Source organism: Streptomyces sp. NPDC007088 (genome assembly GCF_042869355.1).
Taxonomy (GTDB): Bacteria; Actinomycetota; Actinomycetes; order Streptomycetales; family Streptomycetaceae; genus Streptomyces.
Genome location: NZ_JBIAFO010000030.1, coordinates 21,510 through 45,959, shown reverse-complemented (window position 1 = coordinate 45,959; position 24,450 = coordinate 21,510). Strand labels below are relative to the sequence as shown.

Annotated in this window: 18 protein-coding genes and 1 tRNA gene; 14 read left to right on the top strand and 5 right to left on the bottom strand. The window is 74.9% G+C overall.

The features are described 5' to 3' along the window. Positions 1-218: 218 nt before the first annotated feature. The 4 genes from ACFYMP_RS30050 (at position 219) to ACFYMP_RS30035 (ending at position 6,283) form a co-directional block, all read left to right on the top strand. Complete coding sequence (locus ACFYMP_RS30050; RefSeq protein WP_388863442.1) at positions 219-1,346, top strand: uroporphyrinogen-III synthase; 1,128 nt, start codon at positions 219-221, stop codon at positions 1,344-1,346. Positions 1,347-1,728: 382 nt separating this feature from the next. Further along, the gene (locus ACFYMP_RS30045) at positions 1,729-2,322 is read left to right on the top strand and encodes a CGNR zinc finger domain-containing protein (protein ID WP_388863440.1); all 594 of its coding nucleotides are present in this window, start codon (positions 1,729-1,731) and stop codon (positions 2,320-2,322) included. Positions 2,323-2,429: 107 nt separating this feature from the next. After that, positions 2,430-4,802, top strand: a complete 2,373-nt coding sequence (locus ACFYMP_RS30040) for a HelD family protein (protein ID WP_388863438.1) — start codon at positions 2,430-2,432, stop codon at positions 4,800-4,802. Between the two features lie 374 nt (positions 4,803-5,176). Next, positions 5,177-6,283 carry a hypothetical protein gene (locus tag ACFYMP_RS30035; protein ID WP_388863436.1) on the top strand — a complete coding sequence of 369 codons (1,107 nt, stop codon included), beginning with the start codon at positions 5,177-5,179 and terminating at the stop codon, positions 6,281-6,283. A 454-nt stretch (positions 6,284-6,737) separates the two neighbouring features. Here the strand turns inward: ACFYMP_RS30035 and ACFYMP_RS30030 are convergent, their stop codons facing one another. Next, complete coding sequence (locus tag ACFYMP_RS30030) at positions 6,738-7,781, bottom strand: zinc-binding dehydrogenase (RefSeq protein WP_388863434.1); 1,044 nt, start codon at positions 7,779-7,781, stop codon at positions 6,738-6,740. 286 nt (positions 7,782-8,067) lie between these two features. On the opposite strand from ACFYMP_RS30030, the gene ACFYMP_RS30025 reads away from it, so the two are divergent. Together ACFYMP_RS30025 and ACFYMP_RS30020 are read left to right on the top strand one after the other, a co-directional pair. Beyond that, on the top strand, positions 8,068-9,504 hold the full coding sequence (locus tag ACFYMP_RS30025; protein WP_388863432.1) for an NAD-dependent malic enzyme: 1,437 nt from the start codon (positions 8,068-8,070) through the stop codon (positions 9,502-9,504). A gap of 463 nt (positions 9,505-9,967) precedes the next feature. Then, complete coding sequence (locus tag ACFYMP_RS30020) at positions 9,968-10,249, top strand: HU family DNA-binding protein (protein WP_363148784.1); 282 nt, start codon at positions 9,968-9,970, stop codon at positions 10,247-10,249. A 241-nt stretch (positions 10,250-10,490) separates the two neighbouring features. Here ACFYMP_RS30020 and murA read toward each other — a convergent pair whose 3' ends face one another. Further along, positions 10,491-11,822, bottom strand: coding sequence for a UDP-N-acetylglucosamine 1-carboxyvinyltransferase (gene murA / locus ACFYMP_RS30015; RefSeq protein ID WP_363148783.1), 1,332 nt, complete (start codon positions 11,820-11,822; stop codon positions 10,491-10,493). A 252-nt stretch (positions 11,823-12,074) separates the two neighbouring features. Here murA and ACFYMP_RS30010 point away from each other — a divergent pair, with 252 nt between their 5' ends. The 6 genes from ACFYMP_RS30010 (at position 12,075) to ACFYMP_RS29985 (ending at position 20,045) form a co-directional block, all read left to right on the top strand. Further along, positions 12,075-12,647: a YqgE/AlgH family protein gene (locus tag ACFYMP_RS30010; RefSeq protein WP_388863429.1), complete on the top strand. Its 573-nt coding sequence runs from the start codon at positions 12,075-12,077 to the stop codon at positions 12,645-12,647. Positions 12,648-12,738: 91 nt separating this feature from the next. Beyond that, a complete protein-coding gene (locus tag ACFYMP_RS30005) occupies positions 12,739-13,044 on the top strand; it encodes a DUF3039 domain-containing protein (protein ID WP_388863427.1) in 306 nt (101 codons plus the stop codon). An 86-nt stretch (positions 13,045-13,130) separates the two neighbouring features. Next, a complete protein-coding gene (locus ACFYMP_RS30000; RefSeq protein ID WP_388863425.1) occupies positions 13,131-14,783 on the top strand; it encodes a beta-N-acetylhexosaminidase in 1,653 nt (550 codons plus the stop codon). A 206-nt stretch (positions 14,784-14,989) separates the two neighbouring features. Then, positions 14,990-15,880 carry an FAD binding domain-containing protein gene (locus ACFYMP_RS29995; RefSeq protein ID WP_388863423.1) on the top strand — a complete coding sequence of 297 codons (891 nt, stop codon included), beginning with the start codon at positions 14,990-14,992 and terminating at the stop codon, positions 15,878-15,880. Continuing rightward, positions 15,877-17,730, top strand: coding sequence for a 2Fe-2S iron-sulfur cluster-binding protein (locus tag ACFYMP_RS29990; RefSeq protein ID WP_388863421.1), 1,854 nt, complete (start codon positions 15,877-15,879; stop codon positions 17,728-17,730). The genes ACFYMP_RS29995 and ACFYMP_RS29990 overlap by 4 nt, the downstream gene beginning before the upstream one ends. Continuing rightward, positions 17,727-20,045 carry a xanthine dehydrogenase family protein molybdopterin-binding subunit gene (locus ACFYMP_RS29985; RefSeq protein ID WP_388863419.1) on the top strand — a complete coding sequence of 773 codons (2,319 nt, stop codon included), beginning with the start codon at positions 17,727-17,729 and terminating at the stop codon, positions 20,043-20,045. The genes ACFYMP_RS29990 and ACFYMP_RS29985 overlap by 4 nt, the downstream gene beginning before the upstream one ends. A gap of 161 nt (positions 20,046-20,206) precedes the next feature. Here the strand turns inward: ACFYMP_RS29985 and ACFYMP_RS29980 are convergent. The 3 genes from ACFYMP_RS29980 to ACFYMP_RS29970 all read right to left on the bottom strand — a co-directional run bounded on the left by ACFYMP_RS29980 (position 20,207) and on the right by ACFYMP_RS29970 (position 22,080). Continuing rightward, positions 20,207-20,278, bottom strand: a tRNA-Cys gene (locus ACFYMP_RS29980). A 153-nt stretch (positions 20,279-20,431) separates the two neighbouring features. Then, complete coding sequence (locus ACFYMP_RS29975) at positions 20,432-21,190, bottom strand: sulfite exporter TauE/SafE family protein (protein WP_388863417.1); 759 nt, start codon at positions 21,188-21,190, stop codon at positions 20,432-20,434. After that, complete coding sequence (locus ACFYMP_RS29970) at positions 21,187-22,080, bottom strand: DMT family transporter (protein ID WP_388863415.1); 894 nt, start codon at positions 22,078-22,080, stop codon at positions 21,187-21,189. Before ACFYMP_RS29970 ends, ACFYMP_RS29975 begins: the two co-directional genes overlap by 4 nt. A gap of 372 nt (positions 22,081-22,452) precedes the next feature. On the opposite strand from ACFYMP_RS29970, the gene ACFYMP_RS29965 reads away from it, so the two are divergent. Both ACFYMP_RS29965 and ACFYMP_RS29960 read left to right on the top strand, forming a co-directional pair. Then, complete coding sequence (locus ACFYMP_RS29965) at positions 22,453-23,940, top strand: MFS transporter (RefSeq protein WP_388863413.1); 1,488 nt, start codon at positions 22,453-22,455, stop codon at positions 23,938-23,940. Between the two features lie 29 nt (positions 23,941-23,969). Further along, positions 23,970-24,353: a type II toxin-antitoxin system death-on-curing family toxin gene (locus ACFYMP_RS29960; protein ID WP_388863411.1), complete on the top strand. Its 384-nt coding sequence runs from the start codon at positions 23,970-23,972 to the stop codon at positions 24,351-24,353. The last annotated feature ends 97 nt before the right edge of the window (positions 24,354-24,450 follow it).

Genomic DNA, 24,450 nt, shown 5'->3' with positions numbered 1-24,450 from the left:
GCACCCCGCACCCGGGGCCGTATACCTTCGCGGGCCCGCCCGGCCGCCGCCCCGCCCGCTGGGCCGGGCCCAAACCCGTACGGGGCAGGGCGCGATCACTTCCGTAACCTCGGCGGAATACCGTGGAACCGGGTCTGTCATCTGTCCTTGGCAGGCTCGGCCGACCGCGCCGTACCTCGGCGCGCGGGGAAGACTCGACGAGCGCGGGACGAACAGCGATGAGCAGCGAGCAGCAGTACGGCCCCCTCGCGGGGTTCACGGTCGGGGTGACCGCCGCCCGCCGGGCGGAGGAGCTGGGGGCGCTGCTGGAGCGGCGCGGCGCGCAGGTCCTGCACGCCCCGGCCCTGCGGACCGTCCCCCTCGCCGACGACAGCGAACTCCGCGACGCCACCGGGCGACTGCTCGCGTCCCACCCCGACCTCGTCGTCGCGACCACCGCGATCGGCTTCCGCGGCTGGGTCGAGGCGGCCGAGGGCTGGGGCCTGGGCGAGGAGCTGCGGACCGTGCTCGGCGGGACGCGTCTGCTCGCGCGCGGACCGAAGGTCAAGGGGGCGCTGCGCGCCGCCGGGCTCAGCGAGGAGTGGTCCCCGGTCTCCGAGTCGATGGCCGAGGTCCTCGACCGGCTGCTCACCGAGGGCGTCGAAGGACGACGGATCGCGGTGCAGCTCCACGGCGAGCCGCTGACCGGCTTCGTGGAGGCGCTGCGGGAGGCGGGGGCCGAGGTCGTGGGCGTACCGGTGTACCGGTGGACGGAGCCCGAGGACCTGGCCCCCCTCGACCGCCTGCTCGACGCGACCCTCGCCGGGGCGGTGGACGCGCTGCCGTTCACGAGCGCGCCGGCCGCCGCCTCCCTGCTCCAGCGGGCCGAGGCGCGGGGTCAACTCCCGGCCCTGCTGGACGCGTTCCGGGACGGGGTGCTGGCCGCGTGCGTCGGGCCGGTCACGGCGCAGCCGCTCCAGGCGCACGGGGTCGCGACCGTCCAGCCCGAACGCTTCAGGACCGGCCCCCTCGTTCAGCTCCTGTGCGGTGAACTGCCGTCCCGGGCCCGGGTGCTGGCCGTCTCGGGCAAGCGGTTGGAGGTACGGGGGCACGCGGTCCTGCTCGACGGGGAGCTGCGGGTCCCGCCGCCCGCGGGAATGGCCCTGCTGCGGGTACTCGCCCGCCGGCCCGGCCACGTCGTCTCCCGCGCCGACCTCCTGCGGAGCCTGCCGGGATCGGGCACCGACGAGCACGCGGTGGAGACGGCGATGGCCCGGCTGCGGGGGGCGCTGGGCGACCCGGCGCTGGTCCAGACCGTGGTCAAGCGGGGGTACCGGCTCGCGGTGGATCCGGGAGAGAGCGAGTAGGGGGGCGAGGCGATCGGTCGGCTTCGCCTCCCTCGTCCTCAAGCGCCGGACGGGCTTGATTATTGGCCTGCGGCCTTGTCCTCAAGCGCCGGACGGGCTTGATTATTGGCCTCGTCCTCAAGCGCCGCACGGGCTTGATTATTGGCCTGTGGCCTCGCCCTCAGGCGTTGGGCGGGCTTGATTGTCGGCCTCGTCCTCAGGCGCCGGACCGGTCTGGGCGGATGGTGGTCGCCGGGGAGAATCAAGCCCGTCCGGCGTTTGAGGACACGGCCGCGGGCCGATTCGGGACACGGCCGCACCGCGTCAAGGGACTACACGCCGCGCGCAGCGCCAGGCACATTGGAGGGTGGCCCCTTCGACCCCACCAGGCGGTGACCCGTTCATGAGCGCGGCCGGACTTCCGTACCCCCACACCCCCCTCCGTTTCGACGCGGGCCGGATCTGCCTCGATCTGCTGGCCACCACGCATCCGGTGGAGCGGATCGACGGCGTCGACCGGCTCCGCTCCTGGTGCCTGGGTGCCGGGCTCGTCCCGCCCGGCACCCCGCTCGCCGAGGCCGGTACGCCCTGGCTGCACGCCTTCCGCGAGTTGCGCGCCCACGTCGGGCACCTCGTGCGCGGGGAACTCGACGGGCGGCCCGCCGCCCGCTCCCTCGCCCACGTCAACGCCGCCGCCCTCGCCGCACCCCCCGCGCCCCGCGCCCTGCGCACCGCCGAGGGCCGGCTCGTCCGGGCCCTGCACGCCGACCCCGGCTGCGCCGCGCTGCTCGCCGCCGTCGCACGGGACGCCCTGGACCTGCTCACCGACCCCCGGGCCCGCTCCGGGCTGCGGCGCTGCGCGGGCGACAACTGCCCCCTCGTCTACCTCGACACCTCGCGCGGCCGGCGCCGCCGCTGGTGCTCCAGCCAGACCTGCGGCAACCGGGAACGCGTCGCCCGCCACCGGCGCCGCGCCGCCGCCCACGCCCCGGCCTGAACCGCCCGCCCCCTCGCCCCCCTCTCCACAGGCACGGCGCGTGCACGGGGCCCCCGGGCTTCGCGTACGGTGGACGGCTGCTCAGAGCACGTGAGAAGGGGGCCTCGGTGGCCGACGTACGCGACCACGAGATCGGCGTAGAACAACAGCATCTGGACCGGGCCTACCGGCGTCTCGTCGAGAAGATCGACGAGGCGGAGTTCCTGATGCGGGACGCCGCTCAGCTCGGCCATGTCGGCACACCGGGGGCGCTCGCGGAACGCGACGCACAGGTGTTCCGGGCCGGTATCCACCTCAACCGGCTCAACAACGAGTTCGAGGACTTCCTGTTCGGGCGCATCGACCTGCTCGCGGGCAAGGACGGCAAGAAGGGCCCCGACGGCGCCTTCACCTCCGTCGAACCCGCCGAGGACGCCATCCGTCCGGACGACACCGCCGACATCGCCGAGACCCTGCACATCGGGCGCATCGGCGTACTCGACGCGGACTACGCGCCCCTCGTCATCGACTGGCGCGCGCCCGCCGCCGCCCCGTTCTACCGGTCCACGCCGGTGGCCCCGGGCCGGGTCGTGCGGCGGCGCGTCATCCGCTCCAAGGGCCGCCGCGTCCTGGGCGTCGAGGACGACCTGATGCGCCCCGAGCTGACCGCCCGCCTCGACGGGGAGCCCCTGCCCGTGGTCGGCGACGGCGCGCTCATGGCCGCGCTCGGCCAGGCCCGCAGTCACTCCATGCGGGACATCGTCGCCTCCATCCAGGCCGAACAGGACCTCGTGATCCGCGCGCCCGCCGCCTCCGTCACCCTCGTCGAGGGCGGGCCGGGCACCGGGAAGACCGCCGTCGCCCTGCACCGCGCCGCCTACCTGCTGTACCAGGACCGCAGGCGCTACGCGGGCGGCATCCTCATCGTCTCGCCGACCCCGCTGCTCGTCGCCTACACCGAGGGCGTCCTGCCCTCGCTCGGCGAGGAGGGACAGGTCGCGATCCGCGCCGTCGGCAGCCTCGCCGACGAGTCCGCCGGACCGGACGGCGCCACCGAGTACGACGCCCCGGCCGTCGCCCGGGTCAAGGGCTCCGCGCGCATGCTCACCGTCCTGCGCAGGGCCGCGCGCGGCGCCCTGGAGATCCCGCCGGCGCCCCCGGCCCCCGAGCCGGACGCCGAGGAGGAGGCGGGACAGCTCTCGCTCGGCCTGACCGCCCCCGCCCGGACGCCCACCCGGCTGCGAGTCGTCGCCTTCGGCCGCCGCGTCGAACTGGAGGCCCAGGCCCTGGACGCGGTACGGCGCTTGGCGCTCAGCGGCACCGCCCCCGTCAACCTGCTGCGCCCCCGCGCCCGCAAACTCCTCCTGGACGCCCTGTGGGAGCGCTCGGGCGGCGGCAACCGGCACACCGACCCGGAACTCGCGGCGGAACTGCGCTCCGGCTTCGACGAGGACATCACCTCGGAGGACTCCTTCACCGCCTTCCTCGACGCGTGGTGGCCCGAGCTGACCCCGCGCCGCGTCCTCGCCGTCATGGCCGACGAGCGGCGGCTGGCCCGCTGGTCGCGGCGCGTCCTCAACCAGGGCGAGGCGCGGCGCGTCGCGCGCTCCCTGCGCCGCCTCGACCCGGAGACCGGGGCGGGGCCGCTGTCCGTGCACGACGTCGCGCTGCTCGACGAGCTGAACGCGATCCTCGGCGCCCCCGCCCGCCCGCGCAGGAAGCCGCGCGACTACGACCCGCTGGACGAACTGACGGGCCTGGAGGAGCTGATGCCGCGCCGCGAGGAGAGCCGCCGCGAACGCGCGGAACGCCTCGCCGAGGAACGCACCGAGTACACGCACGTCATCGTCGACGAGGCCCAGGACCTCACCCCGATGCAGTGGCGCATGATCGGCCGCCGGGGCCGGCACGCGACGTGGACGGTCGTCGGCGACCCCGCGCAGTCCTCCTGGCCCGACCCCGACGAGGCCGCCGAGGCCCGCGACGAGGCCCTCGGCAACCGCCCGCGCCGCCGCTTCACGCTCACCGTCAACTACCGCAACCCCTCCGAGGTCGCCGATCTCGCCTCCCGCGTCCTCGCCCTCGCGATGCCCGGCAGCGAGCCGCCGCGCGCGGTCCGCTCCACCGGCGTCGAGCCCCGCTTCGCCGTCGTCCCCGGGGACGGCTCCCTCGGCGCGACCGTCCGCGCCGAGGCCGAACGGCTCCTCGGCCGCGTCGAGGGCACCGTCGGCGTCGTCGTCGCGATGAACCGGCGCGCCGAGGCCGCCCGCTGGCTCGACGGTCTCGGCGACCGCGTCGTCGCCCTCGGCAGCCTGGAGGCCAAGGGGCTGGAGTACGACGCGACGCTCGTCGCCACGCCCGCCGAGATCGCCGAGGAGTCTGTGGCCGGACTGCGCGTCCTGTACGTCGCGCTGACCCGCGCCACCCAGCAGCTCACCGTCGTCGCCGGTGAACGCGACGACCCCGACGAGTACGGGGTGCCGGACCTGCTGAGGGACTGAACGGCCCGGTCCGCCGCACGGCCCGGAGTGAACCCTCCGGGGGGCGGAGCCCGTGTACGGGACGCACCGCCTCCGGGGCCGAAAGCCCCGGAGGCGGCGACTCTCTGACCCTCCGTCAGGAGGCACACCCCCGTGACCCGGAGGCCGAAGTGCGCCTGCCTGCCCGCACCCCTGCCCGCACCCCTTCCCGTGCCCGCACCCGTACGAGGCCCCCGCGCCGGGAACCCCCTGGGCCGCCCCGGCAACGACTCGATCTCCCCGATACGCGCCCGGCCGTGACACCGCCGAGGGGCGAGAGGCCGCCACCCGGCCCTGAGCCGGACGAGTCAAGGGGGCCCGGTCAGGGCCCCCGGGAGGATCACCAGGGGAGCGCCGTGCGTCAGCGAGCGTCCGCCGCGTCGCCGCCGCGCCGCACGGCGAGTCCGACCGCGTTCGGGGCGCTCGCCCTGTGCGTGGCCGCGCTCCTGTCCGGCTGCGGCTCCGGGGGAGCGGACACCCGGCCCCCGGAACCGCGTGAGGCGGCCCCGGCCCCCCGGGAGGCGGTGGCCAACCTGGCCGGGCTCCTGCCCGCCGGCGGCACCTCCCGGCCGTCCGGGGCGCCGGGGCCCGCGAGCCGGACGCCCGGCGCCGCCGTGCTCTACGACGACGGGAAGGGGCGCGCGCGGATCGCGGTCGTGCTCGACCGCCTCCCGCTGCCCCTGCCCGAGGACTACTCCGCGTGCCCCGACACCGCCTACCACCCGCACAGCCGGTGCGAGGGCGCGCGTACGGGCGACGGGGCGCGCCTCGACTTCGACCGCTCCCCGGCGGACGAGTCGCGACCGGCGGGCGTCCAGCGCTGGACGGTGTTCCGGACCGCACGGGACGGCACACGGATCGGCGTGACGGAGATCAACTCCACCGGGGAGAGCACGCCCCCGACCAGGAAGGACCCGCCGCTCACCCGGCGGCGGCTCGAACAGCTCGTCTCCTCGGCCAGTTGGCGGCCCCTGCTGGCGCGGCTGGAGAAGGCACCCTCCACCGCGGCGCACACTCCGGGCCGGCTCTCCGGTGTCCGCATCGCGCGCGCCATCGGCGACGGGGTGCCGCGGGGCCTGCGCGTCGCGGACGCGGGCGGGACCACGGGCTTCGGCCACGTGACGGTGGACGACGGCCACGGAAAGAGCCTGGTGGCCGTCACCGTGCAGCAGTGGAAACCGGGGGACGCCGCGATGGAGGAGGTCTTCGCGAAGGCCGGCCGGCGGGCGGACGGCACGCGCGTCACCGTCGGCCGACGGGTCCGCCCCGAAGGCGGGAAGCCGGCCGAGTGGACCGTCGACACCCTGCGCGCGGACGGGCTCCGCGTCGCCGTGACGGAACTGAACGCCGCCGCCTACGGACTCCCGGGCACCCGCGAGGTCCCCGCCCTGGACACCGGACGGCTCAGGCGCATCGCCCTCGCCCCGGAGTGGCGCGCGGCGGTCGACGCGGCCGAGGAGTGAGAAGCGGCCCCTCCGCCTCCGCCGGGGTCCACCGGGATCCGTCGCATTCCGCCGGGTTCGGCCGCGTTCCGTCCAGCGCGGGCTCCGCCTCGCGTCAAGGACGAACCCGCTCGCAAACCCCTCGCGCGGGGGAATCCCGGGGAGGAAAGGTGACCGTCAGGGTCGAACTCGCGCGCGGGAATTGCCTCGCCCGGATCCTTTGTTAGCCTGGAGGTGGCACCGGCTCGATCCAAGCCCCCGGGCCCAACCATAGGCGCTTCGAGCGCCCACTTGCCGCGAGGCGAGCATGGCGGGCCGGTGTCGCTGACGTCCCACTGTCCCCGGCCGGTTCACCCGGCCGGGGACAGTGCGTTGACGGGCCCGTGTTGACGCGCGCGGCGTGCCCCGGTCCCCGCCGGGACCGCTCTGGTCCCCGCCGGGAACCCAGGGGACCGGCGAGCCCCCCGGTCCCCGCTCAGTCCACGGAAACGATCGTGCGTCCCAGGCCGCGCCCCGCGAGCGTCCCCGCGAAGGCCGCGGGCACCGCGTCGAAGCCCTCCGCCGTGGTGTGCACGCCGCGCACCACCCCGTCCCGCACGAGCGCCCCCACCTCCTCCTCGAAGGCGGGCCGCAGCTCCTCGTGCGCGGTGACCGTGAAACCGCGCACTGTCAGCTCCTGGTAGATCATCCGCACGTAGTTGGCGGGCCCGCGCACCTCGCGGCGCGCGTACTGCGAGGCCGCCCCGCACAGCACCGCGCGCCCCCGGAACCGCAGCACCTCCAGCGCGGCCTCCAGCTGCTCACCGCCGACGTTGTCGAAGAACAGGTCGATTCCCCCCGGGGCGGCCGCGCGCAGCGCGTCGGCCGCCGGGCCCTCGTGGTGGTCGAACGCCGCCTCGGCGCCCAGCACCCCGGTCAGCAGCGCGAGCTTGCGCGCCGAACCGGCCGAGCCGATCACCCGCGCCCCCCGCGCCCGCGCGAACTGCACCGCGCAGCTCCCGACCCCGCCGGCCGCGCCCGACACGAACACGGTCTCCCCCTCGCGCACCCGCCCGACGCGCACGAGCCCCGTCCAGGCCGTGAACCCGACATGCCCGAGCACGGTCAGGAAGGACTCCAGGCCCAGGTCCGCCGCGTCCGGGGGCAGCTTGCGCAGGGCGCTCGCGGGCAGGACGGAACGGGTGCGCCACGGCACCTTGCCGACCGCGAGGTCCCCGGGGCGCAGCGCGGGGTCCCGCGAGGCCACGACCTCCACGACCGCGTCGCTCCCGGGTACGTCGCCGAGGCGCACCCCCGGCCCGTACGCCGTGTCCGGGCCGCCGATACGGCTCGCGAGTCCCGCGTTCATGCCCAGCCGGCGCAGCGCCACCAGCGCCTCGCCCGGACCGGGCGAGGCGGGCGCGGTCACCGGGAAGACGGCGAAGTCCCGCTCGGTGACCCCCTCGGCGCCCGGGTACCGGTCCAGCCGGACCTCGCGGACGGGGCCCGCGACACCGCCTGCGGGGGAGTGCGTCGTCATGCGCGCAGGCTATCCCCGGCCTCCCGCCGCTCCGCCGTACGACGCCGGGTATCAGGTGACCCCGGTCACTCGTACCGTAGAGTGGAATCGTTTTTCCGCGATGCGGGTAGCGGAAACGGGAAAACTGTCGCAACCACGGTGAAGACCGGCCGCCGGACTGTGCGGAGGGCACTACCACGTACTCATCGGTAGGTGCGACCATCGGTAGGCACGTCCGGCGCGTCCCACCCCTCGCACAGGGGTGTGGGACGCGCTGAAACATCAGGTGAAAGCAGAGGAAGTCGGCATGGCAACGGCGCCCAGCGTCTCCTACTCGATGACGGTCCGGCTGGAGGTGCCCGCGAGCGGAACCGCGGTCTCCCAGCTCACCACGGCCGTGGAGTCCTCGGGGGGCTCGGTGACCGGCCTCGACGTCACCGCCTCGGGCCACGAACTGCTCCGTATCGACGTCACCATCGCCGCGTCCTCCACGGCGCACGCGGACGAGATCGTCAGCAAACTGCGCACGATCGAGGGGGTCACCCTCGGCAAGGTCTCCGACCGTACGTTCCTGATGCACCTCGGCGGCAAGATCGAGATGCAGTCCAAGCACCCCATCCGCAACCGTGACGACCTCTCCATGGTCTACACGCCGGGCGTCGCGCGGGTCTGCATGGCGATCGCCGAGAACCCGGAGGACGCGCGCCGGCTGACCATCAAGCGCAACTCCGTCGCCGTCGTCACCGACGGCTCGGCCGTCCTCGGGCTCGGCAACATCGGCCCGAAGGCCGCGCTGCCCGTCATGGAGGGCAAGGCGGCCCTGTTCAAGCGCTTCGCGGGCATCGACGCGTGGCCGCTGTGCCTGGACACCCAGGACACCGACGCGATCGTGGAGATCGTCAAGGCCATCGCCCCGGGCTTCGCGGGGATCAACCTGGAGGACATCTCCGCGCCCCGCTGCTTCGAGATCGAGGCCCGGCTGCGCGAGGCGCTGGACATCCCGGTCTTCCACGACGACCAGCACGGCACCGCGATCGTCGTGCTCGCCGCGCTCACCAACGCGCTGCGCGTGGTCGGCAAGGACGTTGGGGACGTCCGCGTGGTCATGTCGGGCGCCGGGGCGGCCGGTACGGCCATCCTGAAGCTGCTGCTGGCCGCGGGCGTCAAACGGGCCGTGGTCGCCGACATCCACGGTGTCGTGCACGCGGGCCGCGAGGACCTCGTGGACGCGGCCCCCGACTCCCCGCTGCGCTGGATCGCCGACAACACCAACCCGGAGAACCTCACGGGCACCCTGCGGGAGGCGGTGCGCGGCGCCGACGTCTTCGTGGGCGTCTCCGCCCCGAACGTCCTGGACGGCGACGACGTCGCCGCCATGGCGGACGACGCGATCGTCTTCGCGCTCGCCAACCCCGACCCGGAGGTGGACCCGGCGGTGGCCCGCCAGACCGCCGCCGTCGTCGCGACCGGCCGCTCGGACTTCCCGAACCAGATCAACAACGTCCTGGTCTTCCCGGGCGTCTTCCGCGGGCTCCTGGACGCCCAGTCGCGCACCGTCAACACCGAGATGATGCTCGCCGCGGCCGAGGCCCTCGCGGACGTCGTCACCAGCGACGAGCTGAACCGCAACTACATCATTCCGAGCGTTTTCAACGACAAGGTCGCGGGCGCCGTCGCCGGGGCCGTCCGGGACGCCGCGAAGGCCGCCGGGGTCTCCGCCGAGCCCGCGACCGCGCAGCAGTAACCGTACGTCGTCACTCTCCGGTCACCCCTCGGCCACCCGTCCGGGCGCCGGGGGCCGCGGGGGGTGACACGTGCCACCCCCCCCGCGTGGGGACGGGCATCCCGGGCACAAGAGCCGCAGGTCCGGGCGGTACGTTCGCAAGGAGCGCCCCGGGCCGGGACCCGTACCCCGGCGCGTCGTGGATCGCGGGTCCCCGGACCGCGCTCTAGGGTGGCGGGCAGTAAGCCCGGAGCCCTGCGGTCCGCTGCCGGGAGCGGACAGAGCGTCACCACAGCGAGGCAGTGGCGCTTTTCGTGTGACTCGGGCGGACCCGGATTGGCTTTCCCGCCGCAGGTGGGGGCAGGATGCCTCTCTGGGCGCGAGGGTCTTACGGAGACCCGGGTCCGGGGGACCGTCGTGGACCCTGGCAGCATCGGCTTCGATCTCACGCCTCAACGGCAAGAAGAACACGGGAGTACACAACATGAACCGCAGTGAGCTGGTGGCCGCCCTGGCCGACCGCGCCGAGGTGACCCGCAAGGACGCCGACGCGGTGCTGGCCGCCTTCGCCGAGGTGGTCGGTGACATCGTCGCCAAGGGCGACGAGAAGGTCACCATCCCCGGCTTCCTGACCTTCGAGCGCACGCACCGTGCCGCTCGCACGGCCCGCAACCCGCAGACTGGCGAGCCGATCCAGATCGCCGCCGGATACAGCGTCAAGGTGTCGGCGGGTTCCAAGCTGAAGGAAGCGGCCAAGGGCAAGTAAGGCCGGCGTTCCGGGGCGGTCACCCATCTGTCGGTGGGTGACCGCCCTTTCGCGTGCCGCGGGCTTCGGGGGGCGGGGGTGTGAGTGGGCCGTGCGGGGGTTCGGGGGCTCCGCCCCTGGGTCCTTGCTCCTCAAGCGCCGGAGGGGCTTGGAAGACGGACGGGGCCGGTGGGCCGGGGCCGCTTTGGCGGTGGTGGGGCCGCCCCAGAGGTGGCGGGGCCGCCCCGGAGGGGAGACCGGTTTAGGTGCCCGGGAGTTCGACCTTCGCGCCCAGTTCCACGAGTTTGTCCATGAAGTTCTCGTAGCCGCGGTTGATCAGCTCGATGCCGTGGACGCGCGAGGTGCCCTGGGCCGCGAGGGCGGCGATCAGGTAGGAGAAGCCGCCGCGCAGGTCGGGGATCACGAGGTCGGCGCCCTGGAGGCGGGTCGGGCCCGAGACCACGGCCGAGTGCAGGAAGTTGCGCTGGCCGAAGCGGCAGTCGGAGCCGCCCAGGCACTCGCGGTACAGCTGGATGTGCGCGCCCATCTGGTTGAGCGCCGAGGTGAACCCGAGCCGCGACTCGTACACCGTCTCGTGCACGATCGACAGGCCCGTCGCCTGCGTCAGCGCCACGACCAGCGGCTGCTGCCAGTCGGTCTGGAAACCGGGGTGCACGTCGGTCTCCAGCGCGATCGACTTGAGCTGGCCGCCCGGGTGCCAGAAGCGGATGCCCTCGTCGTCGATCTCGAAGGCGCCGCCGACCTTCCGGTACGTGTTGAGGAAGGTCATCATGGTGCGCTGCTGCGCGCCGTGGACGTAGATGTTGCCCTCGGTGGCCAGCGCGGCCGAGGCCCAGGACGCCGCCTCCAGACGGTCCGGGACGGCGCGGTGGCGGTAGCCCGTCAGGCTGTCCACCCCCGTGATCCGGATGGTCCGGTCGATGTCCATCGCGATGATCGCGCCCATCTTCTGGAGCACGCAGATCAGGTCCTCGATCTCCGGCTCCACGGCCGCGTTCTGCAAAACCGTGACGCCCTCGGCGAGCACCGCCGTCAGCAGCACCTGCTCGGTCGCGCCGACCGAGGGGTAGGGCAGCCGGATCTTCGTACCGCGCAGCCGCTGCGGGGCCTCCAGGTACTGGCCGTCCGCCCGCTTCTCGATGCGCGCGCCGAACTGGCGCAGCACGTCGAAGTGGAAGTCGATGGGGCGCCCGCCGATGTCACAGCCGCCCAGGCCCGGGATGAAGGCGTGCCCCAGCCGGTGCAGCAGCGGGCCGCAGAACAGGATCGGGATGCGCGAGGAGCCGGCGTGCGCGTCGATGTCGGCGACGTTCGCGCTCTCCACGTGCGTCGGGTCGAGCACGAGTTCCCCGGGCTCGTCACCCGGGCGCACGGTCACGCCGTGCAGCTGGAGCAGTCCGCGCACCACCCGCACGTCGCGGATGTCGGGGACGTTGCCCAGCCGGCTCGGGCCGCTGCCGAGCAGCGCGGCGACCATGGCCTTCGGCACGAGGTTCTTCGCGCCTCGGACCCGGATCTCGCCCTCCAGCGGGGTTCCGCCGTGGACAAGGAGTACATCGTCGGTGACGGTCATCGATCTCGCGTTCCGAAGAGGTGGGCAGGGGGCCGAGAGAAAGCGTAATGGTCCCTGGGCGGTCGGTTACCTGCCCAACTGGGCCGCAAACCGTCATGAGTCGGCCACAACACGAACGGTGCGGGGCCGAACGCCGTACGTCACCGTCGGCGCGCCGTGCGCGGGGGACGCCTCCGTGCGCCCTGAGCTGCGGCAGACGGCCCCCGCGGGCCCCCTCCCCGCGCGGGGCCCTCATGCGGGATCATGGCGGGCATGACCGAGGTGTCCTCGCTCACAGGGCGACTGCTCGTCGCCACACCGGCCCTCGCGGACCCGAACTTCGAGCGCGCGGTGGTCCTGCTGCTCGACCACGACGCCGAGGGCTCCCTCGGCGTGGTCCTGAACCGGCCCACCCCGGTGGGCGTGGGCGACATCCTGGAGGGCTGGGGCGAACTGGCCGGCGCCCCGGGCGTCGTCTTCCAGGGCGGGCCGGTCTCCCTCGACTCGGCGCTGGGCGTGGCCGTCGTCCCCGGCGAGGCCGCCGGCCGCTCGCTGCCGCTCGGCTGGCGCCGGGTGCACGGCGCGATCGGCCTCGTCGACCTGGAGACCCCGCCGGAACTGCTCGCCGCCGCCCTCGGCTCGCTGCGCGTCTTCGCCGGGTACGCGGGCTGGGGCCCCGGCCAGCTGGAGAACGAGGTCGGCAACGGCGCGTGGTACGTCGTCGACTCCGAACCGGGGGACGTCTCCGCCCCCGACCCCGCACGCCTGTGGCGCTCCGTACTGCGCCGGCAGCGCAGCGAACTCGCCATGATCGCGACGTACCCGGACGACCCCTCCCTCAACTGAGGCAGGGGCGTCCGCCGCCCCTCGTGCCCTGTCCGCCCGCCCTCGCGAAGGCGCTTCGCGGGCCCGGCGGGCGTGGGTACCCTTGGAATTTATGAGCACTCTTGAGCCCGAGCGCGGTGGCAGTACCGGAACCCTCGTCGAGCCGACTCCACAGACCTCGCACGGGGACGGCGACCACGAGCGCTACGCCCACTATGTCCAGAAGGACAAGATCATGGCGAGCGCCCTCGACGGCACCCCCGTCGTCGCCCTGTGCGGCAAGGTGTGGGTCCCCGGGCGCGACCCGAAGAAGTACCCCGTGTGTCCCATGTGCAAGGAGATCTACGACTCCATGGGCCCCGGCGGCGACAACGGCAAGGGCGGCAAGGACGGAAAGGGCGGCGGCGGCAAGAAGTAGCCGCCCCCGGGGGGCGGGCGGCCGGTGAGCGGTCCGCCCCCGGTCGCCCCTGGTGCGGGCCGGTGTCGTCTGGTGGACTAGACCACATGACGTCCTCCCTGACCACGGCACCCCTGCTGCCCGCCCCCCTCCGCCTCCTGCCGCCCGCCACCCCCGGGACGCTCGTGCTCGACGGCGGTACCGTGCTCGACGCCGGGCCCGGTACCGCCGCCACCGCCCGCTGGCTGCGCTCCACCGTGGGCGCCGCGACCGGCCTCGGCCTGCCCGACGGCGAACACGGCACCGTCCTCCGCCTGCGGGTGGACGCCGAGGGGATTGGGGCCCGGCTCGGCGCGGAGGGCTACGTCCTGACGGCCGGGCCCGAGGGCGTACGCGTCGACGGGGGCGGACCCGCCGGGGTCTTCTGGGGCGCCCAGACCCTGCGCCAGCTCCTGGGCCCCGAGGCGTTCCGCCGCGCCCCGCTGGACGCCGGGCACACCTGGCGGCTCCCGTACGGAACCGTCGAGGACGCGCCGCGCTTCGGCTGGCGCGGCCATCTGCTCGACGTCGCACGGCACTTCATGCCCAAGGACGACGTCCTGCGCACGATCGACCTGCTCGCCGCGCACAAGCTCAACGTCCTGCACTTCCACCTCAGCGACGACCAGGGCTGGCGCGTCGAGATCAAGCGGTACCCGAGGCTCACCGAGGCCGCCTCCTGGCGCCGGCGCACCAAGCGCGGGCACCGCGCCTCCCCGCTGTGGGACGAGACCCCGCACGGCGGTTTCTACACCCAGGACGACATCCGCGAGATCGTCGCCTACGCCGCCGAGCGGCACGTCACCGTCGTCCCCGAGATCGACATCCCCGGCCACTCCCAGGCCGCCATCAGCGCCTACCCCGAACTCGGCAACCAGGACGTCGTCGACACCACGGCGCTCGACGTGTGGGACACCTGGGGCGTCAACCCCAACGTGCTCGCCCCCACGGACACCGTCCTGCGGTTCTACGAGGGCGTGTTCGAGGAACTGCTCGACCTGTTCCCCTCGGCCTTCGTGCACGTCGGCGGCGACGAGTGCCCCAAGGACCAGTGGCGGGCCTCCGCCCTCGCCCAGGCCCGGATCGCCGAACTCGGCGTGGGCGACGAGGACGGGCTCCAGAGCTGGTTCATCGGCCACTTCGACCAGTGGCTCACCGCGCGCGGACGCCGCCTCATCGGCTGGGACGAGATCCTGGAGGGCGGCCTCGCGCCGGGCGCCACCGTCTCCTCCTGGCGCGGCTACTCCGGCGGGATCGCCGCCGCCCGCGCCGGCCACGACGTCGTCATGTGCCCCGAACAGCAGGTCTACCTCGACCACCGGCAGGCCCCCGGCGAGGACGAGCCCGTGCCGATCGGCTTCGTGCGCACCCTGGAGGACGTCTACCGCTTCGAACCCGTCCCGCCGCAGCTCACCGCCGAGGAGGCCCGGCACGTCATCGGCACCCAGGGCAACTCCTGGAGCGAGGTGATGGACAGTCGCGAACGGCGCGACTACCAGACCTTCCCGCGGCTCGCCGCCCTCGCCGAGGTCGCCTGGAGCACGCTGCCCGCGCCCGCCGCACGCGACTGGCCGGGCTTCGAACACCGCATGGACACCGCGCACTACGCGCGTCTGGACGCCCTCGGCGTCGCCTACCGCCCCGCCTCGGGACCCCACCCCTGGCAGCGCCGGCCCGGCGTTCTCGGCCGCCCGATCGAGGGAGCGCCCCCGAACGTGTGAGTACCCGGACGCGGTACGGAAGGGGGCACTCCGGGCGCGGAGCGCCCCCGTACCGGGCCGCGCGCCGGGCCCGCCCCGGCGGACCCCGGCGCCGGGGGACCACGAGAATGTGCCAGAGTTGCCACGTCCGGCCCGTGACGACGTACCGTACGGCAGCACAGGCCACGGGCGGGACATGTCGGGGGCATCGGGAAGGGGCAGCCGCTTTGACCACGCAGGCATCGCAGGCGGAGACCGTCACCCTGCCCAGCACGCTCGACGAGGCCGTCGCGGCGCTCGCCGCGACCCCCGCCGCCGTCCCCGTCGCCGGCGGCACCGACCTCATGGCCGCCGTCAACGCCGGACTCCTGCGCCCCGCCGCCCTCGTGGGCCTCGGCCGGATCAGCGAGATCCGCGGCTGGCAGTACCTCGACGGGCACGCGCTGCTCGGCGCCGGACTCACCCACGCCCGCATGGGCCGCCCCGACTTCGCCGCGCTCATCCCCGCGCTCGCCGCCGCCGCCCGCGCCGCCGGCCCCCCGCAGATCCGCAACGCCGGGACGCTGGGCGGCAACATCGCGACCGCCGCGCCCTCCGGTGACGCGCTGCCGGTGCTCGCCGCGCTGGAGGCCACCGTCGTCATCGCGGGCCCCGGCGGCGCCCGCCGCGAGGTGCCCGTCTCGCACCTGCTGACCGGCATGGAGATGCTGCGTTCCGGTGAACTCATCGGCTACGTACGGGTTCCGCTGCTGCACGCCCCGCAGGTCTTCCTCAAGGCCACCGGGCGCACCGGCCCCGGACGGGCCGTCGCCTCCGTCGCGCTCGTCCTCGACCCGGCCCGGCGCGGGGTGCGCTGCGCGGTCGGCGCGATCGCGCCGATGCCGCTGCGCCCGCTGGAGGCCGAGGTCTGGGTCGGCTCCCTCATCGACTGGGACGGGGACCGCAGCCTCGCCCCCGAGGCGCTGGCCGCGTTCGGCGAGTACGTCGGCGCCGCCTGCGTACCCGACCTCCCACCGGGCGAGGACGGCGCCAGCCCGCCGCTCTCGCCCGCCGTACAGCATCTGCGGCGCACCGTCGCCGCACTGGCCCGTCGAGCACTGGGGAGGGCGCTGTCATGAGCGAGGAGCAGCGGCGGGGCGAGGACGGCCCCCGGCCCTACGGCGAGGACGAACGCCCGCCCTACGCCGAGGACCCGTCCGCCGGGTACGGCGAGGCCGGCCCCGGGGCGTACGGCGAGGGCGCAGGGCCCGCCACGCACGGCGGCTGGGAACCGATGCCGCGCACCGAGTACGACGTGGACGCGACCGCGTTCGTCCGGCTGCCCGAGGACATGATGGACGCGGCGCCGCTCGCCGCGCCCGGCCACGGTTACGTACCGCCGCGCATCCCGCCGGCCGGTACCGACCCCGCGGCGACCGGGAGCTGGCAGGTCCCGCCGCACGCCGGGGAGCCGCACCCGGGCGGGTACCCGGTGCCGTCCGAGGGCGAGGCGCCCGGGGAGCCCGCCTACGGCACCGCGCCGCAGACCACCGCGCAGTGGACCTTCACCCCGGAACCCGCCGTCGAGGCCGCGTACGACACGCAGCCGCAGGCCCCCGCCGCCTCCGACGTCACCGGTGAGTGGACGATCCCCGTCGCGGGCGGCCGGCTGCCCGAGGACTCCGGGGAGTTCCAGGGCTCCTCGCTGCCCTCGCAGCTCAGCTCCCAGTGGGGCACGGGCACGGCCCCCGCGACCCTGCCGGGCGGGGCGCTCGCCCCGTGGGCGACGCAGCCGGAACCGGAGGCCGCGGCCCCCGGAGCCCCCGAAGCCCCCGAGGAGGAGGACCCGGCCGCGGCGCGAGAGGGCGCCGAACCGGCCGGCGCCGACACGCCGGAGGGCGCCCCCGGGCCGGCCCAGGACCCCGCGCCCGCCCAGGAGTCCGAACCCAAGTCCGCGCCGGAGCCGGAACCCGGTTCCGCGCCGGAGCCGGACAGCACCGCGCCCGAGGACGCCGCGCCCGAGGACGCCGCGCCCGAGGACGCCGCGCCCGTGGACTCCGCGCACGGGCCGTCGGCGCCCGAGGACCCCGCGCCCGACCCGGAGTCCGTGCCCGGCGCCGACGCCGCTGCCGACACGAACGCGCTCCCGCTCCCCGACGAACACCCGCTGTCCTCCTACACCCTCACCGTCAACGGCATCGACCGGCCGGTGAGCGGGGCGTGGATCGGTGAGTCCCTGCTGTACGTACTGCGCGAGCGGCTCGGGCTCGCCGGGGCCAAGGACGGCTGCTCGCAGGGGGAGTGCGGGGCCTGCGCGGTGCAGGTGGACGGGCGGCTCGTCGCCTCCTGTCTGGTGCCCGCCGCGACGACGGCCGGCAGCGAGGTCCGTACCGTCGAGGGGCTCGCGAGCGACGGCGAACCCTCCGACGTGCAGCGGGCGCTCGCCGCGAGCGGAGCGGTGCAGTGCGGGTTCTGTGTGCCGGGGATGGCGATGACGATCCACGACCTCCTGGAGGGCAACCCCGCGCCCACCACGCTGGAGGCCCGGCAGGCGCTGTGCGGCAACCTGTGCCGCTGCTCCGGCTACCGGGGGGTGCTCGACGCGGTGAACGAGGTCGCCGAGCGGCGCAAGGAGAGCGCCGAGGCGCACGCCGCCGCGAAGGAGGAGGCGGCGGCAGCGGTCGCGCAGGCCGCCGAAGCGGACGAGGAACACCCGCGCATCCCCCACCAGTTGGGGCACCACGAGTACCAGGACCGGCAGGACCACGCGGCACCCGCCCCCGGCGGCCCCGGCGTGGCGCCGTACCCGCCGCCCCCCGGGGCGACCCCGCCGCACGGCACCGACCACACCACCCCGCCGCACGGCACCGACTACCCGGGCGAGCCGCACGGCGCGGACCGGACGGTCTACGACTACGGGCAGGGCGAGGCGTACCCGCAGGGCCCCTACGGGCAGGACGGCGCGTCCCGGGACGGAGGGCAGGCATGAGCGAGGACAGCGGTGTGGCCACCGCCGAGGAGAGCGTCCCCGAGCCGGTGGCGCCCCCCGAACCGGAACCCTTCGGGCTCGGCACCTCGCTGAGGTCGACCGAGGCGCGCGCCAAGACCGAGGGCACCTTCCCGTACGCCTCCGACCTGTGGGCCGAGGGGCTGTTGTGGGCGGCCGTCCTGCGCTCCCCGCACGCGCACGCGCGCATCGTCTCCGTCGACGCCTCGCAGGCCCGCCGCATGCCGGGGGTGCGCGCGGTCCTCACCCACGAGGACCTGCCCGCCGCCGGGGTGCCCTACGGGCGCGGGGTCGCCGACCGGCCGGTGTTCGCCTCCACCCTCGTACGCCACCACGGCGAGGCCATCGCGGCCGTCGCCGCCGACCACCCCGACACGGCCCGGATGGCGGTCGCGGCGATCATGGTCGAGTACGAGGTGCTCGAACCGGTCACCGACCCCGAACAGTCCTTCGAGGCGCCGCCCTTGCACCCGGACGGCAACCTGATCCGGCACATCCCGCTGCGCTCGGGCGACCCGGAGGCGGTCGGCGAGGTCGTCGTGGACGGGCTGTACCGCATCGGCCGCCAGGACCCCGCGCCGATCGGCGCCGAGGCGGGGCTCGCGGTGCCCAGACCCGGCGGCGGCGTCGAGCTGTACACGGCCTCCACCGATCCGCACGGCGACCGCGAACTGGCCGCCGCCTGCTACGGGCTCAGCCCCGATCAGGTCAAGGTCGTGGTGACCGGGGTGCCCGGGGCGAGCGCCGACCGCGAGGACCCGAGCTTCACGCTGCCGCTCGGTCTGCTCGCGATGCGCACCGGCCACCCCGTCAAACTCACCGCGAACCGCGAGGAGTCCTTCCTCGGCCACGCGCACCGCCACCCCACCCTGCTGCGCTACCGCCACCACGCCGACGCCGAGGGCCGGCTCGTCAAGGTCGAGGCGCAGATCCTGCTGGACGCCGGTGCTTACGCGGACAGTTCGGCGGACGCCCTGGCCGCCGCCGTGTCCTTCGCCTGCGGCCCGTACGTCGTGCCGAACGCCTTCATCGAGGGCTGGGCGGTGCGCACCAACAACCCGCCCTCCGGCCACGTCCGGGGCGAGGGCGCGATGCAGGTGTGCGCCGCGTACGAGGCGCAGATGGACAAGCTCGCGAAGAAGACCGGGGTGGACCCGGCCGAACTGCGGCTGCGCAACGCCCTGTCGACCGGTGACCTCCTGCCCACCGGCCAGTCCGTGACCTGCCCCGCCCCCGTCGCCGAACTGCTGCGGGCGGTGCGTGACGCGGAGCTGCCGCCGCTGCCGAAGGACACCCCGGCGGACGAGTGGCTGCTGCCCGGCGGCCCCGAGGGCGCGGGCGATCCGGCCGCCGTGCGGCGCGGCGTCGGCTACGGCCTGGGCATGGTGCACATGCTGGGCGCGGAGGGCGCCGACGAGGTCGCGACCGCGACTGTCAAGGTCCACGACGGCATGGCCACGGTCATCTGCGCCGCCGTCGAGACCGGTCAGGGCTTCTCGACGCTCGCCCGGCAGATCGTGCAGGACACGCTGGGCATCCAGGACGTACGGGTCGCCCCCGTCGACACCGACCAGCCACCCGCGGGACCGGCCTGCCACGGGCGGCACACGTGGGTCTCGGGCGGGGCGGTGGAGCGCGCGGCGAAGATGGTCCGCACCCAGCTCCTCCAGCCGCTCGCGGCCACCTTCGGGATGTCGGTGGAGCTGCTCCAGATCGCCGACGGCAAGATCACCAGCTACGACGGCGTGCTGTCCACGACCGTAGCGGAGGCCCTGGACGGCAAGGAGCTGTGGGCGACCGCGCAGTGCCGCCCGCACCCCACCGAACCGCTCGACGCGGACGGTCAGGGCGACGCCTTCGTGGGCCTCGCGTTCTGCGCGATCCGCGCGGTCGTCGACGTCGACATCGAACTCGGCGCGATCCGGGTCGTGGAACTGGCCGTCGCGCAGGACGTCGGCCGGGTCCTCAACCCCGCGCAGCTCCGGTCCCGTATCGAGGCCGGGGTCACGCTCGGCGTGGGCACGGCGCTCACCGAGAACCTGCGCACCCCGCGCGGGCTGGTGCGCCACCCCGACCTGACGGGCTACCCGCTGCCGACGGCGCTGGACACCCCGGACATCCGCATCGTCGAGCTGATCGAGGAACGCGACGTCGTGGCCCCGTTCGGCGCGAAGGCGGTCAGCGCGGTCCCCGTGGTGACCTCCCCGGCCGCGATCGCCTCGGCGGTCCGCGCCGCGACCGGCCGCCTGGTCAACCGCCTCCCGATCCGGCCCCAGCAGGCGGTGGCGAACCCGTAGCCTCCGGCGCCGTCAAGTGCCTTCGTCCGTCGGTGGTTTCGCGGGTACCCGGCGGACATGAACACGTGGGTGAGGCGTCTGCTCCCGTGCGCGCTCCAGGGGGCGATGACGTACGCGAAAGGGCGGGACGCACCCCTCGGTGCGTCCCGCCCTCGCGGCGGAGGCCGTGATCGGATTCGAACCGATGTAACCGGCTTTGCAGGCCGGCCCCTGAACCACTCGGGCACACGGCCGAGAAGAAGACCCGTGGACCGCTCGCGCGCCCCGGAACCTCCCGACTCCCCGACCGTAGAGCCGGGCCGTGGTGGCGGACAAGGGCCCGGCGGGCGCCGCCACGCGACTGACATACGCCGTTCACGCCCGGCCGCGCGGGGCCCCGGCCCGGTTCAGCGCAGGACGAGCTGGGTGATCGCCACGAGGCCCACCGTCACGATGAAGACGCGCAGCGCCCGCGGGCTGAGCCTGCGCCCGTAGCGCGCCCCGAGCTGCCCGCCGAGCGCGGAACCGGCCGCGACGAGGGCGACCGCCGTCCAGTCGAAGGCGGCGGCGAACAGGAAGAAGACGGCGGCCACCCCGTTGACGACGGCGGTCAGCACGTTCTTCACCGCGTTGAGGCGTTGCAGCGGCTCGTCCAGCAGGGAGCCCATCAGGGAGAGGTAGATGATGCCCTGGGCGGCCGCGAAGTAGCCGCCGTAGACGCTGGCCAGCGTGATGCCCGCCGAGAGCAGCGGACCGTCCTTCCGCTCCCCCTGCCCGGCGGCCCGCCGCCGCACCCGCGCGCTGATCCGCGGCTGGAGCACCACGAGGACCAGCGCGAGCCCGACGAGCACCGGCACGATCAGCTCGAAGGCGGCGGCCGGCAGCACCAGCAGCAGCGTCGCCCCCACGAGGGAGCCCGCCGCCGCGCCCACGGCCAGCCGCAGCACCCGGCGCCGCTGCCCGGCCAGTTCGGAGCGGTAGCCGATCGCCCCGCTCACCGACCCCGGGACCAGGCCCAGCGCGTTGGACACTGTGGCCGTCACCGGCGGCAGCCCCGTCGCCAGCAGGACCGGGAAGGTCAGCAGCGTGCCCGAGCCGACCACCGTGTTGATCGCGCCCGCCCCGGTCCCCGCCGCGAACACCGCGAGCATCTCCCACCCCGTCATACGGCGCCCCGCACCACGGGCCGCACCGCGCGGCGCCGCGACACCGCGACGCCCGCCAGGCACAGCACGCCCCCGGCCAGCGTCAGCGGCCCCGGTACCTCACCGAGCAGCGCCCACGCCATGAGCACGACCAGCGCGGGCACCGCGTACGTCGTCGCGCCCATCCGCCCCGCCGTCGTCCTCGCCAGCGCGAAGGCCCAGGTCGTGAAGGCCACCGCGGTCGGGAAGACGCCGAGGTAGACCATGTTGAGCGTGGCCGGCAGCGGGGCGTGGGCCGCCTGGGTCACGAGCCCGCCCGCGAAGGGCAGGCACACCACGGCGCCCACCAGGCACCCGGAGGCCGTCACCTGGAGCGCGCCCCCGTGCGCGAGCGCCGGCTTCTGCGCGACCACCCCGCCCGCGTACGCGACCGCCGAGCACAGGCACAGCACGACGCCGAGCAGCGAGGCGTGCCCGCCGCCGGAGGTGGACAGCCCCACGACCACGGCGCCCGAGAAGGACACCGCGAGCCCCGCGAGCAGCCTCCCCGACAGCCCCTCGCCCAGCAGCCGGCCGCTGAGCAGCGCGATCAGCAACGGCCCGACGTTGACGAGCATCGCCGCCGTCCCCGCGTCGACCTCCCGCTCACCCCAGTTGAGCAGCACCATGTACGCGCCGAACCACAGCACCCCCGAGACGGCGATGCCGGGCCAGGCGGCGCGCGGCGGCCACCCGGTGCGGCGGACGAGCGCGAGGGCGCCCAGGACCAGCGCCCCGGTCAGCAGCCGGCCGAGCGCGAGCGCCCCGGGGGAGTACGCGGCCCCCGCGCTGCGGATCGAGACGAAGGCGGAGGCCCACAGCACGACGGTGACGGCGGCCGCGAGCAGGGCGGCGCGGGAAGACGATCTCATGAGCAGAAGGTAGGCGGCGGACACTTCGGCCGTCGACGAAATACGGGGGAGGCCCGCGCCGGTCGTTGCGGTCGGCGCCGGTCGTCGCGGTCGGCGCCGGTAGTCGCGAGCCCGTGCCCGCCGTCCCGTGCCCGCCGTCCCGGGCCCGCCGTCCAGGCCGCCGCCCGCCGTTCCGCGCCCGCCCGGACCCCGCGTTCCCGCGTCCGCCGCCCAGTGCCCCGGCCCCTCAAGACCCCCGCCGCTCAGGAGGCCCAGGGCCCCCGGGGGCCCTGGGCCGTAGGGCCTCCTGCCGCGCGCCCTACGACCAAGGGACGAGTCCCCGCCCTCCGTACGACAGGGGTCAAACCCCGTTGTGCCACTTACGCTGGCCGCATGAGTGTGATCGAGCCGCGCGGCGAAGAGGCCGCGGAGACCGCCGTGCCCGGGTGCGGCGAGGGCCCCGCCGCCTCCGGTCCCGCCCCCTCCGGCCGGGGCACCGGCGTCCTCGGCCCCGGCTTCCTCGCCCTCAGCCTCGGCATCGTCTCCGTGGTGCTGCTCATCGCCTTCGAGGCCACCGCCGTCGGCACCGCCATGCCGGTGGCCGCGCGCGAACTCGACGGGGTGCCGCTCTACGCCTTCGCCTTCTCCGCGTACTTCACCACCAGCCTGTTCGGCATGGTGCTGGCCGGGCAGTGGGCCGACCGCGCCGGGCCGCTCGCGCCCATCACCGTCGGCATCGGCGCCTTCGCGGCCGGGCTCCTGCTGTCCGGCACCGCCGCCACCATGTGGATTCTCGTCCTCGGCCGGGCGGTGCAGGGGCTGGGCGGGGGACTGGTCGTCGTCGCGCTGTACGTCGTGGTGAGCCGCGCCTACCCGCGCCGCCTCCAGCCCTCCGTCCTGGCGGCCTTCGCGGCCTGCTGGGTCGTGCCCTCGGTGGTCGGGCCCCTCGTCTCCGGAACCGTCACCGAGCACCTCGGCTGGCGCTGGGTGTTCCTCGGCATCCCGGTACTCGTCGTGCCGCCGCTCGCCCTCGCCCTGCCGCAGATACGCCGCAGGGCCGCCGGACCGCACGCCGCCGGGAAGGCCCTCCCCGACGGCCGCCGCCTCCGCTTCGCGCTCGGCATCTCGCTGGGCGCCGGACTGCTCCAGTACGCGGCCCAGGACCTGCGGTGGCTGTCCCTGCCGCCCGCCCTCGCCGGGGCCGCGCTGCTCGTGCCCGCCGTGCGCGTACTGCTGCCCGCGGGGACCTGGCGCGCGGCGCGCGGACTGCCCTCCGTCGTCCTGCTGCGCGGGGTCGCGGCCGGGTCCTTCATCGCCGCCGAGTCCTTCGTACCGCTCATGCTCGTGACCGAGCGCGGACTGTCCCCGACGCTCGCCGGGCTGTCCCTCGCGTTCGGCGGCAGCACGTGGGCACTCGGCAGCTTCCTCCAGTCCCGCCCGCGCCTGGAGGCCCACCGCCCGCGCCTGATGATCCTCGGCATGGTGCTCGTGGCCGCGGCCGTCGCCACCGCCCCGAGCGTCCTGGTCCCCGCCGTGCCGGTCTGGACGGTGGCCGTGGCCTGGGCCTTCGGCTGCTTCGGCATGGGCGTGGTGGTCTCCTCCACGAGCGTCCTGCTGCTCCAGCTCTCCGCCCCCGAGGAGGCGGGCGCCAACTCCGCCGGACTCCAGATCGCGGACGGCCTCTCCAACGTCCTGCTGCTCGCCGCCGGGGGAGCGGCCTTCGCCTCGCTCGGCGGGGGAGAGGTGGGCGGGGCGCACCCGGTGGCCGGGGCCGCCACCGGCTCCCACCCGGCCGCCTTCGCCGCCGTGTTCCTGCCGATGGCGGCGGTCGCGGCGGCGGGGGTGTGGGTGGCCGCGCGGGTACGGGAGCCTTCGGCGTGATGCGGCAGTCTGCGAAGGCTGGGCGAGTAGTGAAGTACTTGACAGTCCCGGAAGCACTGGAGCTGGCGGAGCTCGCCTGTCCTGGAACGCGGATCGCCGTGCGCGATCTCGGGCTCCTGAGTTCCGCCCTCCACCGGCCGCAGTCCCAGGTGTTCGGGGTGGAGGCGTACACCGATCTCTGCGAGAAGGCCGCCGGTCTCCTCCAGTCGCTGGCGGTGAACCGTCCGCTGACCGACGGCAACAAGCGTCTGGCATGGATGTGCACGGTGGTGTTCCTGGACTTCAACGGCACGGAGACGCTGGCGGTCGACCAGGACGACGCCTACAAACTCGTCATCGAGGTGGCCACGGGAGACCTGGACGACGTCCAGCTGATCGCAGCCCGTCTGCGGTCCCTTCGGGACGCCGTGTGACCCATCTCCCACCCGCCCCCGCCCCCGCCAAGTCCCCCCGGCCGCACCGCCGGACACAGGTAGGGTGGCTCGTCGTCCCCAGAAGCCGAGCCTGATA

Coding starts and splice junctions, on each gene's coding strand:
- ACFYMP_RS30050 (WP_388863442.1), top strand. CDS start 219: ATGAGCAGCGAGCAGCAGTACGGCCCCCTCGCGGGGTTCACGGTCGGG.
- ACFYMP_RS29985 (WP_388863419.1), top strand. CDS start 17,727: ATGAGCGAGGACAGCGGTGTGGCCACCGCCGAGGAGAGCGTCCCCGAG.
- murA (WP_363148783.1), bottom strand. CDS start 11,822: ATGACCGTCACCGACGATGTACTCCTTGTCCACGGCGGAACCCCGCTG.
- ACFYMP_RS30000 (WP_388863425.1), top strand. CDS start 13,131: ATGACGTCCTCCCTGACCACGGCACCCCTGCTGCCCGCCCCCCTCCGC.
- ACFYMP_RS30020 (WP_363148784.1), top strand. CDS start 9,968: ATGAACCGCAGTGAGCTGGTGGCCGCCCTGGCCGACCGCGCCGAGGTG.
- ACFYMP_RS30030 (WP_388863434.1), bottom strand. CDS start 7,781: ATGACGACGCACTCCCCCGCAGGCGGTGTCGCGGGCCCCGTCCGCGAG.
- ACFYMP_RS29970 (WP_388863415.1), bottom strand. CDS start 22,080: ATGAGATCGTCTTCCCGCGCCGCCCTGCTCGCGGCCGCCGTCACCGTC.
- ACFYMP_RS30005 (WP_388863427.1), top strand. CDS start 12,739: ATGAGCACTCTTGAGCCCGAGCGCGGTGGCAGTACCGGAACCCTCGTC.
- ACFYMP_RS30010 (WP_388863429.1), top strand. CDS start 12,075: ATGACCGAGGTGTCCTCGCTCACAGGGCGACTGCTCGTCGCCACACCG.
- ACFYMP_RS30045 (WP_388863440.1), top strand. CDS start 1,729: ATGAGCGCGGCCGGACTTCCGTACCCCCACACCCCCCTCCGTTTCGAC.
- ACFYMP_RS29990 (WP_388863421.1), top strand. CDS start 15,877: ATGAGCGAGGAGCAGCGGCGGGGCGAGGACGGCCCCCGGCCCTACGGC.
- ACFYMP_RS29965 (WP_388863413.1), top strand. CDS start 22,453: ATGAGTGTGATCGAGCCGCGCGGCGAAGAGGCCGCGGAGACCGCCGTG.
- ACFYMP_RS29975 (WP_388863417.1), bottom strand. CDS start 21,190: ATGACGGGGTGGGAGATGCTCGCGGTGTTCGCGGCGGGGACCGGGGCG.
- ACFYMP_RS30025 (WP_388863432.1), top strand. CDS start 8,068: ATGGCAACGGCGCCCAGCGTCTCCTACTCGATGACGGTCCGGCTGGAG.